The organism is Micromonospora sp. NPDC049139, from assembly GCF_055586845.1.
Genome location: NZ_JBVJHK010000014.1, coordinates 99,925 through 114,097, shown reverse-complemented (window position 1 = coordinate 114,097; position 14,173 = coordinate 99,925). Strand labels below are relative to the sequence as shown.

At 75.0% G+C, this 14,173-nt stretch carries 13 protein-coding genes; 11 read left to right on the top strand and 2 right to left on the bottom strand.

From position 1 onward, the window contains the following. The first annotated feature begins 42 nt into the window (after positions 1-42). The 10 genes from pheS to argH all read left to right on the top strand — a co-directional run bounded on the left by pheS (position 43) and on the right by argH (position 12,495). A complete protein-coding gene (pheS, locus tag ACZ6Q9_RS22575) occupies positions 43-1,143 on the top strand; it encodes a phenylalanine--tRNA ligase subunit alpha (protein ID WP_393263746.1) in 1,101 nt (366 codons plus the stop codon). Between the two features lie 39 nt (positions 1,144-1,182). Continuing rightward, positions 1,183-3,762 carry a phenylalanine--tRNA ligase subunit beta gene (gene pheT / locus ACZ6Q9_RS22570; protein ID WP_393456504.1) on the top strand — a complete coding sequence of 860 codons (2,580 nt, stop codon included), beginning with the start codon at positions 1,183-1,185 and terminating at the stop codon, positions 3,760-3,762. Between the two features lie 181 nt (positions 3,763-3,943). Continuing rightward, a complete protein-coding gene (gene argC / locus ACZ6Q9_RS22565) occupies positions 3,944-4,945 on the top strand; it encodes an N-acetyl-gamma-glutamyl-phosphate reductase (protein ID WP_357457717.1) in 1,002 nt (333 codons plus the stop codon). Next, a complete protein-coding gene (gene argJ / locus ACZ6Q9_RS22560; protein WP_393456510.1) occupies positions 4,942-6,114 on the top strand; it encodes a bifunctional glutamate N-acetyltransferase/amino-acid acetyltransferase ArgJ in 1,173 nt (390 codons plus the stop codon). The genes argC and argJ overlap by 4 nt, the downstream gene beginning before the upstream one ends. Then, positions 6,111-6,998: an acetylglutamate kinase gene (gene argB, locus ACZ6Q9_RS22555; RefSeq protein WP_396829486.1), complete on the top strand. Its 888-nt coding sequence runs from the start codon at positions 6,111-6,113 to the stop codon at positions 6,996-6,998. Before argJ ends, argB begins: the two co-directional genes overlap by 4 nt. Continuing rightward, a complete protein-coding gene (locus tag ACZ6Q9_RS22550; protein WP_396829487.1) occupies positions 6,995-8,329 on the top strand; it encodes an acetylornithine transaminase in 1,335 nt (444 codons plus the stop codon). The genes argB and ACZ6Q9_RS22550 overlap by 4 nt, the downstream gene beginning before the upstream one ends. Further along, positions 8,326-9,303 (top strand): ornithine carbamoyltransferase, encoded by a 978-nt coding sequence (gene argF, locus ACZ6Q9_RS22545; protein WP_393456517.1) that lies wholly within the window; start codon positions 8,326-8,328, stop codon positions 9,301-9,303. Before ACZ6Q9_RS22550 ends, argF begins: the two co-directional genes overlap by 4 nt. After that, positions 9,300-9,815, top strand: a complete 516-nt coding sequence (locus ACZ6Q9_RS22540; protein WP_350708881.1) for an arginine repressor — start codon at positions 9,300-9,302, stop codon at positions 9,813-9,815. Before argF ends, ACZ6Q9_RS22540 begins: the two co-directional genes overlap by 4 nt. Further along, on the top strand, positions 9,812-11,014 hold the full coding sequence (locus ACZ6Q9_RS22535; RefSeq protein ID WP_393263736.1) for an argininosuccinate synthase: 1,203 nt from the start codon (positions 9,812-9,814) through the stop codon (positions 11,012-11,014). Before ACZ6Q9_RS22540 ends, ACZ6Q9_RS22535 begins: the two co-directional genes overlap by 4 nt. 17 nt (positions 11,015-11,031) lie before the next feature. Continuing rightward, the gene (gene argH / locus ACZ6Q9_RS22530; protein WP_350709060.1) at positions 11,032-12,495 is read left to right on the top strand and encodes an argininosuccinate lyase; all 1,464 of its coding nucleotides are present in this window, start codon (positions 11,032-11,034) and stop codon (positions 12,493-12,495) included. Positions 12,496-12,535: 40 nt separating this feature from the next. Here argH and ACZ6Q9_RS22525 read toward each other — a convergent pair whose 3' ends face one another. Both ACZ6Q9_RS22525 and ACZ6Q9_RS22520 read right to left on the bottom strand, forming a co-directional pair. Further along, positions 12,536-12,892 carry an MmcQ/YjbR family DNA-binding protein gene (locus tag ACZ6Q9_RS22525; RefSeq protein WP_393263734.1) on the bottom strand — a complete coding sequence of 119 codons (357 nt, stop codon included), beginning with the start codon at positions 12,890-12,892 and terminating at the stop codon, positions 12,536-12,538. Positions 12,893-12,942: 50 nt separating this feature from the next. Beyond that, positions 12,943-13,359 (bottom strand): DNA-binding protein, encoded by a 417-nt coding sequence (locus ACZ6Q9_RS22520; RefSeq protein ID WP_393263732.1) that lies wholly within the window; start codon positions 13,357-13,359, stop codon positions 12,943-12,945. Between the two features lie 108 nt (positions 13,360-13,467). Between ACZ6Q9_RS22520 and ACZ6Q9_RS22515 the strand changes: the two genes are divergently transcribed. Next, positions 13,468-14,097, top strand: coding sequence for a DNA-3-methyladenine glycosylase (locus ACZ6Q9_RS22515; RefSeq protein ID WP_396829527.1), 630 nt, complete (start codon positions 13,468-13,470; stop codon positions 14,095-14,097). Positions 14,098-14,173: the final 76 nt, after the last annotated feature.

Sequence of the window (14,173 nt, the reverse complement as noted above, 5' to 3'; positions counted from 1 at the left end):
CCCGTGAGGGCTGGCGCCGCCGTGAGGGAGTGCCCGTACGCCATGAGCTACCGCAACGATCCGTACGACCCGAAGCAGGTCGCCCTGCTCGACCCGGCCGCCCTGGCCGAGGCTGTCGCCGCCGCCGAGAAGGCGTTCGCCGAGGCCGGTGACCCGGACGCGCTGACCGCGCTGCGCCCGGCGCACCTCGGCGACCGGTCCCCGGTGTCGCTGGCACGCCGGGAGATCGGCGCGCTGCCGCCGGCCGCGAAGTCCGACGCCGGCAAGCGGGTCAACGAGGCCCGCCGCGCCGTCGAGGCCGCCTACGCCGCCCGCCAGGAGGTCCTGGAGCGGGAACAGGCGGAGCGGGTGCTGGTGGAGGAGCGCGTCGACGTGACGCTGCCCCACGACCGGCGGCCCCGGGGTGCCCGGCACCCGATCAGCACCCTGATGGAGCAGATCAGTGACCTGTTCGTCGGGATGGGCTACGAGGTGGCCGAGGGGCCCGAGGTCGAGCTGGAGTGGACCAACTTCGACGCGCTCAACATCCCGGCCGACCACCCGGCCCGCGGCCTGATGGACACCTTCCACATCGCACCCGCCGACGGCACCGCCGGGACGGCCGGCGAGCCGGCGGGTTCCGGCCTTGTCCTGCGCACCCACACCTCGCCGGTGCAGGCGCGCACCATGCTGACCCGCAAGCCGCCGATCTACGTGATCGTGCCGGGGCGGGTCTACCGCACCGACGAGCTGGACGCCACCCACGCCCCGGTCTTCCACCAGGTGGAGGGCCTGGTGGTGGACAAGGGCATCACCATGGCGCACCTGCGCGGCACCCTGGACCACTTCGCCCGGGCGATGTTCGGCGAGGGCGCGAAGACCCGCTTCCGGCCGCACTACTTCCCGTTCACGGAGCCGTCGGCGGAGTTCGACGTCTGGTTCCCGGAGCACCGCGACGGCCCGCGCTGGGTCGAGTGGGGCGGCTGCGGCATGGTCAACCCGCGGGTGCTGCGCGCCTGCGGCATCGACCCCGAGGTCTACTCGGGATTCGCGTTCGGCATGGGCATCGACCGGACGGTGATGTTCCGGCACGGGGTCAGCGACATGCGGGACATGGCCGAGGGCGACGTGCGGTTCACCCGCGCGTTCGGGGCCGGGGCGTAGGCGATGCGGGTACGAGTTACGGAGACGGTGGTCTGAGTCATGCGAGTTTCTGTCAGTTGGCTGCGGGAGTACGTCGACCTCCCCGCCGACCTGCCCGCCGGCGACCTGGAGCAGGCCCTGGTCGACCTCGGCATCGAGGTCGAGTCCGTCGTGGACCTGCGGGAGACCGTCACCGGTCAGCTGGTGGTCGGTGAGGTCCGGGAGATCGAGGAGCTGACCGGCTTCAAGAAGCCGATCCGGTTCTGCCGCGTCGACGTCGGGGACGCCAACGGCACCGGCGAGCCGCAGGAGATCGTCTGCGGGGCCCGCAACTTCGCCCCGGGCGACCGGGTCGTGGTCATCCTGCCCGGCGGCGTGCTGCCCGGCGGCTTCGCCATCGGCGCGCGCAAGACCTACGGGCGCAACTCCAACGGCATGATCTGCTCCGCGAAGGAGCTGGGCCTCGGCGACGACCACTCGGGCATCATCGTGCTGCCCGAGGACACCCCGGCCAAGCCGGGCGACGACGCGCGGCCGGTCGTCGGGCTCGACGACGTCGTGGTCGAGCTGGAGATCACCCCCGACCGGGGGTACGCGATGAGCCTGCGTGGCCTCGCCCGCGAGCTGTCGCACACCCTCGGCGTGCCGTTCCGCGACCCGGGCCTGGCGCCCGCTCCCGGCGGCACGGAGGCCCCGGCGTACCCGGTCGAGGTGCGGGACACGGTCGGCTGCGACCGCTTCGCCGCCCGCCTCGTGCGCGGCGTCGACCCGACGGCGGCCACCCCCGGCTGGATGCAGCGGCGGCTCACCGTCGCCGGCATCCGCAGCATCTCGCTGCCGGTCGACATCACCAACTACGTGATGCTGGAACTGGGCCAGCCGATGCACGCCTTCGACGCCGACCGGATCGCCGGGCCGCTGGTGGTCCGCCGCGCCGAGGCGGGGGAGAAGCTGACCACGCTGGACGGGGTGACCCGCGCGCTCGCGCCCGAGGACATGGTGATCTGCGACGCCGGGCTTCCGAACCCCCTCGTGGGCGAGGGCGCCGGCGTCCCGATCTCGCTCGCCGCCGTGATGGGCGGCGAGACCAGCGAGGTCGTCGCGGGGACGACGAACGTGCTCTTCGAGGCCGCCCACTGGGACCCGGTGATGGTGGGGCGCACGGCCCGCCGGCACAGGCTGTTCAGCGAGGCGGCGAAGCGGTGGGAGCGGGGCGTCGACCCGGCCCTGCCGCTGGTCGCCATCGCGCGGGCGGTCCGGCTGCTCACCGAGCACGCGGGCGGCACGGCCGGGGACGAGATCCTCGACATCGACCACGTCCGGCCGCGTACCCCGGTGGTCCTGCCGGTCGACCTGCCGACCCGGCGGATCGGCGTGACCTACCCGCCGGCGCGGGTGGTGGCCCTGCTGGAGCAGGTCGGCTGCACCGTCGCCCAGGGCGCCGACCGGCTCGGCGAGGACCCGGGCGAGGTCGGCGTCGCCGCCGGCGACGGCGCGGCGCTCACCGTCACCCCGCCGACCTGGCGGCCCGACCTGACCGACCCGGCGGACCTGGTCGAGGAGGTGGTCCGCCTCGACGGGTACGACCGGGTGCCGTCGGTGCTGCCGACGGCGCCGCCCGGCCGCGGCCTGACCTGGCAGCAGCGTCGCCGCCGGGCCGTGGCCCGGTCGCTCGCCGAGCGCGGGTACGTGGAGGTGCTGGCGCACCCGTTCGTCGCCCCGGAGCTGGCCGACCAGCTCGGCCTGCCCGAGGGCGACCCGCGCCGGCAGGCGGTACGGCTGGCCAACCCGCTGTCGGAGGAGGAGCCGCTGCTGCGCACCACGCTCCTCGGCCCGCTGCTCGGCATCGTGAAGCGCAATCTCGGCCGGGGCCAGCGCGACCTCGCCCTGTACGAGATCGGCGCGGTCTTCCACCCGCGTCCCGGCGCCGGCCGCCCGCCGGCGATGGGCGTGGACCGGCGACCCAGCGACGAGGAGTTCGCCGCCGCCGACGCCGTGGTGCCCGACCAGCCCCGGCACGTCGCCGTCGTGTTGACCGGCGACATCGAGCCGGCCGGCTGGTGGGGCGCGGGCCGGGCGGCCGGCTGGGCGGACGCCGTGGAGGCCGGCCGGGACGTGCTCGCCGCCGCCGACATTCCCGCGCACCGGGTCGAGGTCCGGGCCGCCGAGTACGCGCCGTGGCACCCCGGCCGCTGCGCGGAGCTGCTGGTCGACGGCACGGTGGTCGGGCACGCCGGCGAGCTGCACCCGGCGGTCGTGGCGGCGCTGGAGCTGCCCCGGCGGACCAGCGCCCTGGAGCTGGACCTGGACGCGCTGCCGGCGGCCCCGGTGGCGTCCGGGCCGGTCGTCTCCGGCTTCCCGCCGGCGTTGATCGACGTGGCGCTGGTGGTCGACGAGTCGGTCCCGGCGGCGCAGGTGCAGCGCGCCCTGGTCGAGGGCGCCGGCGAGTTGCTGGAGGGGGTGCGCCTGTTCGACGTGTACGCCTCCGAGCAGCTCGGGGCGGGCCGGAAGTCGCTGGCGTACAAGCTCACCTTCCGGGCCCCCGACCGGACGCTGACCGTGGAGGAGGCGGTGGCCGCGCGGGACGCGGCGGTCGCCCGGGCCGCGGAACGCTGCGGCGCCACCCTGCGCGGCGCCTGACGCCTGGACGTCGACGGCCCCCGTCCGGTTTCGCCGGGCGGGGGCCGTCCCCGTGTCCGGCTCCGTCCCGGTCTCCCGTGCCCGGACGCGCCGCTCATCATGCGCATACAGAAGTCTGTATGAACTTGCAGCCGCCGATCATCGCTGCTAACCTTCGCTGCATAGTCATGCGGAGGTGAGTATGGGTATCCGAGTTGCGGTAGCAGGGGCGAGCGGCTACGCCGGGGGCGAGCTGATCCGCCTGGTCGCCGGGCACCCGGAGTTCGACCTGGTCGCCGCCACCGCGCACAGCCAGGCCGGGCACCGGCTCGACGTCGTACACCCGCAGCTCGCCGGCCTGGACCTGGTCCTCGGCGAGACGGACGCGACGGCGCTGGCCGACGCGGACCTGGTCTTCCTGGCCCTGCCGCACGGCCAGTCGGCGGCCCTGGCGGCCCAGCTCCCGCCCGAGGTCCGCGTCGTCGACCTCGGCGCCGACCACCGGCTCGCCGACCCCTATGCCTGGGCCAACTACTACGGCGGCCCGCACGCCGGGCAGTGGACCTACGGCCTGCCCGAGCTGCCCGGCCAGCGGGAGCTGATCGCCGGCGCCACCCGGGTCGCCAACACCGGCTGCTACGCCGCCGCCATCACCCTCGCGCTCGCCCCGCTGATCGCCGCCGGCGCCGCCGCCCCGGCCGACGTGGTGGTCGTCGCGGCCTCCGGCACCTCCGGCGCGGGCAAGGCGGCCAAGCCGCACCTGCTCGGCAGCGAGGTGATGGGGGACCTGTCGCCCTACCGCGTCGGCACCCACCAGCACGTGCCGGAGATCAAGCAGGCCACCGGGGCGACCGGCCTGTCGCTCACCCCGGTGCTCGCGCCGATGCCCCGGGGCATCCTGGCCACCGTGACCGCCGTGCCGGCCCGGGGCGTGGACCCGCGGGCGGTGCTCGCCGAGGCGTACGCGGACGCGCCCTTCGTGCACGTGCTGCCCGAGGGGACCTGGCCGCACACCGCCGCCACCCTCGGCTCCAACTCCTGCCACCTGCAGGCCACCGTCGACGTCGACACCCGCCGGACCATCGTGCTCAGCGCGCTGGACAACCTCGGCAAGGGTGCCGCCGGCCAGGCCGTGCAGAACGCCAACCTCATGTTCGGCCTGCCGGAGACGACGGGCCTGTCCGTCTGGGGGATCGCACCATGAGTGTCACGACTCCGCGGGGGTTCCGGGCGGCCGGGGTGGCCGCCGGACTCAAGTCCAGCGGCGCGAGCGACGTCGCGCTGGTCGTCAACGACGGCCCGGACGCCGGGGTCGCCGCCGTGTTCACCGCCAACCGGGTCAAGGCCGCGCCGGTGCTCTGGACCCAGCAGGTGGTCCGCGGCGGCGTCGTCCGCGCCGTGGTGCTCAACTCGGGCGGGGCCAACGCGTGCACCGGTCCGGCCGGCTTCCAGGACACCCACGCCACCGCCGAGCACGCCGCCGCCGCGCTCACCTCGGCCAGCCCCCGGTTGATGCTCGGGGCCAGCGACGTGGCGGTCTGCTCGACCGGCCTGATCGGCGAGCGGCTGCCGATGCAGAAGCTGCTCCCGGGCGTACGCGCCGCGATCCGCGGCCTGTCCCGCGACGGCGGCCCGGCGGCCGCCGAGGCCATCATGACCACGGACACCCGCCCCAAGACCACGGTGGCGCGGGGCAGCGGCTGGACCGTCGGCGGCATGGCCAAGGGCGCCGGCATGCTAGCCCCGGCGATGGCCACCATGCTCTGCGTGCTGACCACCGACGCGGTGGCCGGGCCGGAGGCCCTCGACGCCGCGCTGCGCGAGGCGTGCCGGGTCACCTTCGACCGGGTCGACTCCGACGGCTGCATGTCGACCAACGACACGGTGCTGCTGCTGGCCAGCGGCGCGAGCGGCATCGCGCCGACGCCGGGCGAGCTGACCGCCGCGGTCACCGCCGCCGCGCACGACCTGGCCCAGCAGCTCGTCGCCGACGCCGAGGGCGCCACCAAGCAGATCGCCGTCGACGTGGTCGGCGCGGCGAGCGAGGACGACGCGGTCGAGGTGGGGCGGTCGGTGGCCCGCAACAACCTGGTCAAGACCGCGCTGTTCGGCAACGACCCGAACTGGGGCCGGATCCTCGCCGCCGTCGGCACCACCGCCGCCGCCTTCGAGCCGGACGCGGTCGACGTCGCGGTCAACGGCGTCTGGGTGTGCCGCTCCGGCGCCGCCGCCGAGGACCGGTCGAAGGTCGACCTGACCGGGCGGGACGTCACCATCCGGATCGACCTGCACGCCGGCGACGCCGAGGCCACCATCTGGACCAACGACCTCTCCCACGCGTACGTGCACGAGAACTCGGCCTACTCGACATGAGCCTCACCACCGACCTCACCCGCGCCCAGGCCAAGGCCGCCACGCTGATCGAGGCCCTGCCCTGGCTGGCCCGCTTCTCCGGCTCGACCGTCGTGGTCAAGTACGGCGGCAACGCCATGGTCGACCCCGAACTGCAACGGGCCTTCGCCGCCGACATGGTCTTCCTGCGCTACGCCGGCCTGAAGCCGGTCGTGGTGCACGGCGGCGGCCCGCAGATCTCCGCCATGCTCGGCCGGCTCGGCATCGCCAGCGAGTTCCGGGGCGGCCTGCGGGTCACCACCCCGGAGGCGATGGACGTGGTCCGGATGGTGCTCGTCGGCCAGGTGGGCCGGGAGCTGGTCGGGCTGATCAACGCGCACGGCCCGTTCGCGGTCGGCCTCTCCGGCGAGGACGCGGGCCTGTTCACCGCCGTGCGGCGGCCCGCCTACGTGGACGGGGAGCCGGTCGACGTCGGGCAGGTCGGCGACGTCGAGTCGGTCGACGTCTCGGCGGTCACCGACCTGATCGCGGCCGGGCGGATCCCGGTGATCTCCACCGTCGCGCCGGACGCCGACGGCGTGCTGCACAACCTGAACGCCGACACCGCCGCCGCCGCGCTCGCCGTCGCCCTCGACGCCCGCAAGCTGGTCGTCCTCACCGACGTGCCCGGCCTCTACGCCGACTGGCCGGACACCGGCAGCCTGGTCAGCGAGATCACCACCGACGACCTGGCGAAGCTGCTGCCGTCGTTGTCCAGCGGCATGGTGCCCAAGATGGAGGCCTGCCTGCGGGCCGTGCGGCAGGGGGTGCCCGCCGCGCACGTGGTCGACGGCCGGGTCGCCCACTCCACGTTGCTGGAGGTCTTCACCTCGGAAGGGTTCGGAACAATGGTGATTCCGTCATGAGCACGCTCGTCGAGCGCTGGTCGCAGTCGATGATGGACAACTACGGCACGCCGCCGCTGGCCCTCGTCTCCGGCTCCGGCGCCGTCGTGGTCGACGAGGCCGGCCGGGAGTACGTCGACCTGGTCGGCGGGATCGCGGTCAACGCCCTCGGCCACGCCCACCCGGCCGTGGTGGCCGCCGTGTCGAAGCAGGTCGCCACCCTCGGGCACGTCTCCAACCTCTACGTCGCCGAGCCGCCGGTGGCCCTGGCCGAGCTGTTGCTGGCCCTGGCCGGCCGGTCCGGCCGGGTCTTCTTCGCCAACTCCGGCGCGGAGGCCAACGAGGCGGCGTTCAAGCTGTCCCGGCTCACCGGCCGCACCCACGTGGTCGCCACCCGGGGCGGCTTCCACGGGCGGACCATGGGCGCGCTGGCGCTGACCGGCCAGCCGGCCAAGGCCGACCCGTTCCGCCCGCTGCCCGGCGACGTCAGCCACGTCGACTACGGCGACGTCGCCGCGCTGGAGGCGGCCGTCACCGACGCCACGGCCATGGTGATCCTGGAGCCGGTGCAGGGCGAGAACGGTGTCGTGGTCCCGCCGGCCGGCTACCTGGCCGCCGCCCGGCGGATCACCGCCCGGCACGGCGCGCTGCTGGTGCTCGACGAGGTGCAGACCGGCATCGGCCGCACCGGGCACTGGTTCGCCCACCAGGCCGAGGGCGTCGAGCCCGACGTGGTGACCCTGGCCAAGGGGCTCGGCGGCGGGCTGCCCCTCGGCGCCTGCCTGGCCTTCGGCCGGGCCGCCGACCTGCTCGGCCCCGGCATGCACGGCACCACGTTCGGCGGCAACCCGGTCAGCTGCGCCGCCGCCCTGGCGGTGGTGGGCACCATCGCGCACGAGGGGCTGCTCGACCACGTCAAGCGGATCGGCGAGCGGCTGCGCCGGGGCATCGAGGCGCTCGGCCACCCGCTGGTCGACGGCGTACGCGGCGCGGGCCTGCTGCTCGGCGTGGTGCTCGCCGCGCCCGTGGCGAAGGTGCTCGCCGAGGCGCTGCGGGAGACCGGCTTCCTGGTCAACCCGGTGCAGCCCGGCGTGGTCCGGCTCGCCCCGCCGCTGATCCTGACCGCCGCCCAGGTCGATGCCTTCCTGGCCGCTCTTCCCGCGGCCCTCGACGCGGCCTCCCCGGCCGCCGCCGGCACCTCCCCGGCCGCCGCCGGCACCTCCCCGGCCGCCGCCGGCACCTCCCCGGCCGCCGCCGGCACCACCCCGGCCGCCGCCGGCACCACCCCGGCCGCCGCCGGCGAGAGCCCGGCCGCCGCGACCACCGCGACCACGACGGAGACGAGCGCATGATCCGGCACTTCCTGCGGGACGACGACCTGACCCCCGCCGAGCAGTCGGCCGTGCTCGACCTCGCGGCGCGGATGAAGGCCGACCGGTTCGGGCACCGGCCGCTGGCCGGCCCCCGGTCCGTGGCGGTGCTGTTCGACAAGCAGAGCCTGCGCACCCGGTTCTCGTTCGACGTCGGCATCGCCGAACTCGGCGGGCACCCCCTCGTGGTGGACACCCAGGTGACCCACTTCGGGCGGGGCGAGACCCTCGGCGACGCCGGGCGGGTCCTCTCCCGCTACGTCGCGGCGATCGTGCTGCGCACGCACGGCGACGACCGGATCGCCGAGGTCGCCGCCGCCGCGACCGTGCCGGTCGTCAACGCGCTCACCGACGGGTTCCACCCCTGCCAGCTCCTGGCCGACCTGCTCACGGTCCGCGAGCACTGCGGCGGCACCGCCGGCCGGACGCTGGCCTACGTCGGCGACGCCGCCAACAACCTGTCCCACTCGTACCTGCTGGCCGGGGCGACCGCCGGGATGCACGTGCGGGTCGCCGGGCCGGCCAACTTCGGCCCCGATCCGGAGGTGCTCGCCCGGGCCGAGAAGATCGCCGCCGGCACCGGCGGCTCCGTGCAGGCGCTGACCGACCCCGTCGCTGCGGTGGCCGGGGCCGACGTGGTCGCCACCGACACCTGGACCTCGATGGGTCAGGAGTCGGACGGCCTGGACCGGATCACCCCCTTCCTGCCGTACCAGGTCAACGCCGCGCTGCTGGGCCACGCCGCGCCCGACGCGATCGTGCTGCACTGCCTGCCCGCGCACCGGGGCGAGGAGATCACCGACGAGGTGCTCGACGGCCCGCACAGCGCCGTGTTCGACCAGGCGGAGAATCGGCTGCACGCCCAGAAGGCGCTGCTGACGTTCCTCCTCGGGGCCGCGCCCGCCGCCCCGGACGCGGCGGCGCCGGGCGCCGCCGCGACCAGGGAGACTCCATGACCGCCCCGCTGACCCGCGCCGCCCGCCACGCCCGCCTCGTCGAGCTGATCCGCGACAAGGCGATCCACTCGCAGACCGAGCTGGCCGACCTGCTCGCCGGCGACGGCATCCAGGTCACCCAGGCCACCCTGTCCCGCGACCTCAAGGAGCTGGGCGCGGTGACCGTACGCGGCGGCGACGGGCGGGCCGTCTACCTGATCCCCGAGGACGGCCACCGGCCGCTGCGCGACGCCGAGGCGGCGCCGGCCCGGCTGGTCCGGCTGCTGCGGGAGCTGCTCAACGGGGTCGACTCCAGCGGCAACATCGCCGTGCTGCGCACCCCGCCGGGCGCAGCCCACTACCTGGCCAGCGCGTTGGACCGAGCGGGCCTGCCCGAGGTCGTCGGCACCATCGCCGGCGACGACACCATCCTCGTCGTGGCCCGCGAGGCCGTCGGCGGGGCCGCGCTCGGCGACAAGCTCGCCGGCTGGGCCCGCCGGGAAGAGAACGTTGAAGGGAGCACCACACCATGACCGAGCGGGTCGTACTTGCCTACTCCGGAGGGCTCGACACCTCCGTCGCCATCCCGTACCTCGCCGAGCAGACCGGCGCCGAGGTGATCGCGGTCGCGGTCGACGTCGGGCAGGGCGGCGAGGACCTCGACGCCATCCGGCAGCGCGCCCTGGACTGCGGCGCGGTCGAGTCCGAGGTGGTCGACGCGCGCGACGAGTTCGCCGCCGAGTACTGCCTGCCGGCCATCCGCGCCAACGCGCTCTACATGGACCGCTACCCGCTGGTCTCCGCGCTGTCCCGGCCGCTGATCGTCAAGCACCTGGTGGCCGCGGCCCGCAAGCACGGCGGCACCATCGTGTCGCACGGCTGCACCGGCAAGGGCAACGACCAGGTCCGCTTCGAGGTCGGCCTGGGCGCGCTCGCGCCCGACCTGAAGATCATCGCGCCGGCCCGGGACTTCGCCTGGACGCGGGACAAGGCGATCGCCTTCGCCGAGGAGAAGGGGCTGCCGATCGACGTGTCGGCGAAGTCGCCGTACTCCATCGACCAGAACCTGTTCGGGCGCGCCGTCGAGACGGGCTTCCTGGAGGACATCTGGAACGCACCCGTCGAGGACCTGTACTCGTACACCGCCGACCCGGCGCAGGAGCGCGACGCCGACGAGGTCGTGATCACCTTCGACGCCGGCGTCCCGGTGGCGATCGACGGCGAGACCGTCACCCCGTACCAGGCGATCCTGGAGCTCAACCGGCGCGCCGGCGCCCAGGGCGTCGGCCGGCTCGACATGGTCGAGGACCGCCTCGTCGGTATCAAGAGCCGCGAGGTGTACGAGGCGCCGGGCGCGATCGCGCTGATCACCGCCCACCAGGAGCTGGAGGCGGTGACCGTGGAGCGGGACCTGGCCCGGTTCAAGCGCGGCGTCGACCAGCGCTGGGGCGAGCTGGTCTACGACGGCCTCTGGTTCTCCCCGCTGAAGAACAGCCTGGACGCGTTCATCGACGACGCGCAGCGGCACGTCAGCGGCGAGGTGCGGCTCGTCCTGCACGGCGGGCGGGCCACCGTCACCGGCCGGCGCTCCGAGGCCAGCCTCTACGACTTCGGCATGGCCACCTACGACACCGGCGACACGTTCGACCAGTCCCTGGCCAAGGGCTTCGTCCAGCTCTGGGGCCTGCCGAGCAAGATGGCCGCCGCGCGGGACGCCCGGCTGGGCGGCTGAAGATCGTGGGCACCACAATGGGCGGCGTGGACGACAAGAGCCTGACCGAGAACAGCGCCGCCACCAACCGCACCAGCCTCTGGGGCGGCCGGTTCGCCGGCGGCCCCGCAGAGGCCCTGGCACGGCTGTCGGTGAGCGTGCAGTTCGACTGGCGCCTCGCCCCGTACGACATCGCGGGTTCCCGGGCGCACGCCCGGGTCCTCGCGGGCGCGGGCCTGCTCGACCCGGAGGAGCTGGGCCGCATCCTCGCCGCCCTGGACGACCTGGAGGCCGCCTGCGCCTCCGGGCAGTTCCGCCCCACCGTCGACGACGAGGACGTGCACACCGCGCTGGAGCGCGGGCTGCTGGAGCGCCTCGGCAGCCTCGGCGGCAAGCTGCGCGCCGGCCGGTCCCGCAACGACCAGGTCGCCACCGACCTGCGGCTCTACCTGCGCGACCACGCCCGGGGCGTGGCGTCGCGCCTGGTCGAGCTGGCCGAGGCGCTGGTCGAGCAGGCCGGGCGGCACGTGGACACCGCCGCGCCGGGGATGACCCACCTCCAGCACGCCCAGCCGGTCACCTTCGGGCACTGGCTGCTCGCCCACGTGCAGCCGCTGCTGCGCGACCTGGAACGGCTGCGCGACTGGGACCACCGCACGGCGATCAGCCCGCTCGGCGCGGGCGCGCTGGCCGGTTCCGGCCTGCCGCTGGACCCGGTGGCCGTCTCCAAGGAGTTGGGCTTCCGCACGTCCTTCGCCAACTCCATGGACGCCGTGGCCGACCGGGACTTCGTCGCCGAGTTCCTCTTCGTCACCGCGATGGTCGGGGTGCACCTGTCCCGCCTCGGCGAGGAGGTGGTGCTCTGGACGTCGCAGGAGTTCGGCTGGGTGGAGCTGGACGACGCCTTCGCCACCGGCTCGTCGATCATGCCGCAGAAGAAGAACGCGGACATCGCCGAGCTGGCCCGGGGCAAGTCCGGCCGCCTCGTCGGCGGGCTGATGAGCGTGCTCACCATGCTCAAGGGCCTGCCGATGACCTACGACCGGGACATGCAGGAGGACAAGGAGCCGGCCTTCGACGCGGTCGACACCCTGGAGCTGCTGCTGCCGGCCCTGGCTGGGATGATCTCCACGATGACGGTCCGGGTGGACCGCCTCGTCGCCGCGGCGCCGGTGGGCTTCTCGCTGGCCACCGAGGTGGCCGACTGGCTCGTCCGCCGGGGCGTGCCGTTCCGCGACGCGCACGAGATCACCGGGAAGCTGGTGGCGCTCTGCGTGGCCCGGGACTGCGCCCTCGACGAGGTCTCCGACGCCGACCTCGCGGCGGTCAGCGAGCACCTCGACCCGTCCGTGCGGGACGTGCTCTCGGTCCGGTCGGCGCTCGCCGCCCGGACCACCCCCGGCTCGACCGGCCCCGGCCCGGTTGCCGACCAGCTCGCCGCCGCCGCGGACAAGCTGGCCGGCTGGCGGGAGTGGGCCGCCGAGCGGGTCGTGCCGCGCTGAGTGCGTGACCCCGCGCGGCGCGACCGGCGCCGCGCGGGGCTCACGCCGTCGGCCGCTCCCGCTTCGGCAGCTTCGCCACCACCGCGTCGTACGACGCGTCGACCGCCTCGGTCAGCTCCTCGTCGTCGATCCCGCCGGCAAGGCGCAGCGTGTTCCAGCCGGAGCGCCCGATGTACGGTGAGGCTCGCGCGTCGCCCGGGTGCCGGTGCAGCCACTCGTCGGCGATCTCCCGGGTCGGGCCGCACTTCACCCCGACCGTCGGGTCGTCGCCGCCGGCAGAGCCGAGGAAGGCGAAGATCCGGCTGCCGACCTTCACCACCTCGTCGCCCTCCCACGGCTGGTCCAGCCAGGCGCCCGGCTTGCCCAGGCAGTACGCCAGCATCTCCTCGCGCGTCATCGCGTCCTCCTCGACACCGATCCCGCGCCCAGTCTGGCCCATCGGGGGCGTCAGTCGGTGGCGGCGGTGCGGGCGGAGAGGCGCTCGAAGCGCTGCTTGGCGGCCTGCGCGCTGCCCAGCCCGAGTCCGTACGCGATCTGCTGCCAGGTCAGCCCGCGGCCGCGGGCCAGCGTCAGCAGCCCCGCCTCCATGGCGTCGACCTCGGCGCGCAGGTGCGGCACGAGGGTGAGGGCCGCGACGAGGTCCGCGTCGTCGACCCGCTCCTCCCCGGGCTCCACCTCCGCCCCGCCGGCGGCGAGCGCCGTGACCAGCGCGACCGCCTCGTAGGTGTCCGGGACGTAGGGGTTGGTGTGGCGGCGGCGGCGCGTCTCGGTGCCGGCGTGCCGCTCGGTGATGCGGTGCAGCGCGTCGTACGTGCGGTGCGCCCGGGCCCGGCCGGCGTCGGGCGTGGTGAAGGAGTCGGTCATGGCCCGACCCCATCATGTCAACGATTGGTTGTCAACGGATAGTTGAAATGCCGAGCCGTTGAGCGTCGGAACGAAGCGGTGCCGGGGCCGGATAGGGTCGGGTCCGTGGTGGCGTCCTCCGACCGCCGTCCCGCCGACCTCGCGGGGCTGGCCGACCTGCTCTCCGGGCCCGTGGTGCCGGCCGCGCGCGGCCTGCTCGGCTGCCTGCTCGCCGCCGGCGGCGTCACCGTCCGGATCACCGAGGTCGAGGCGTACGCCGGCACGGCCGGCGACCCCGCGTCGCACGCCCACCGGGGCCGCACCCCGCGCAACGCGGTGATGTTCGGGCCGGCCGGGCACGCCTACGTCTACTTCACCTACGGCATGCACTGGTGCATGAACGTGGTCACCGGGCCGGACGGGGAGGCGTCGGCCGTGCTGCTGCGCGCCGGCGGGGTGGTCGACGGGCTCGACGTCGCCCGGGCCCGGCGCACTGCCGTGCGGCGGGACGTCGACCTCGCGCGGGGGCCCGCCCGGCTCTGCGCGGCGCTGGGCATCGACAAGGGCGTCTACGGCCGCTACCTGCTCGGCGACGGCCCCGTCCGGCTGCGCCCGGCCGACCGGCCGGTGCCGGCGGAGTCGGTGGCCGCCGGCCCCAGGGTGGGCGTGACGGGGGCACACGACGTCCCCTGGCGGTTCTGGATCGCCGGCGACCCCACGGTGAGCGCCTACCGCCGGCACGTCCCGCGCAGCCGCTGAGCCTCCGCTCGCCCCGCCTGCCGGCGTGACGGCGCCCACCACGGTCGCCTTCGCGCGTGGAATAGTTGACTCGTCA

Bases quoted from the DNA above. Each gene is read 5' to 3' on its own strand.
- argF (WP_393456517.1), top strand. From the start codon at position 8,326: ATGATCCGGCACTTCCTGCGGGACGACGACCTGACCCCCGCCGAGCAG.
- ACZ6Q9_RS22550 (WP_396829487.1), top strand. From the start codon at position 6,995: ATGAGCACGCTCGTCGAGCGCTGGTCGCAGTCGATGATGGACAACTAC.
- argB (WP_396829486.1), top strand. From the start codon at position 6,111: ATGAGCCTCACCACCGACCTCACCCGCGCCCAGGCCAAGGCCGCCACG.
- ACZ6Q9_RS22520 (WP_393263732.1), bottom strand. From the start codon at position 13,359: ATGACCGACTCCTTCACCACGCCCGACGCCGGCCGGGCCCGGGCGCAC.
- ACZ6Q9_RS22540 (WP_350708881.1), top strand. From the start codon at position 9,300: ATGACCGCCCCGCTGACCCGCGCCGCCCGCCACGCCCGCCTCGTCGAG.
- argC (WP_357457717.1), top strand. From the start codon at position 3,944: ATGGGTATCCGAGTTGCGGTAGCAGGGGCGAGCGGCTACGCCGGGGGC.
- pheT (WP_393456504.1), top strand. From the start codon at position 1,183: ATGCGAGTTTCTGTCAGTTGGCTGCGGGAGTACGTCGACCTCCCCGCC.
- argH (WP_350709060.1), top strand. From the start codon at position 11,032: ATGGGCGGCGTGGACGACAAGAGCCTGACCGAGAACAGCGCCGCCACC.
- pheS (WP_393263746.1), top strand. From the start codon at position 43: ATGAGCTACCGCAACGATCCGTACGACCCGAAGCAGGTCGCCCTGCTC.
- ACZ6Q9_RS22535 (WP_393263736.1), top strand. From the start codon at position 9,812: ATGACCGAGCGGGTCGTACTTGCCTACTCCGGAGGGCTCGACACCTCC.
- argJ (WP_393456510.1), top strand. From the start codon at position 4,942: ATGAGTGTCACGACTCCGCGGGGGTTCCGGGCGGCCGGGGTGGCCGCC.
- ACZ6Q9_RS22525 (WP_393263734.1), bottom strand. From the start codon at position 12,892: ATGACGCGCGAGGAGATGCTGGCGTACTGCCTGGGCAAGCCGGGCGCC.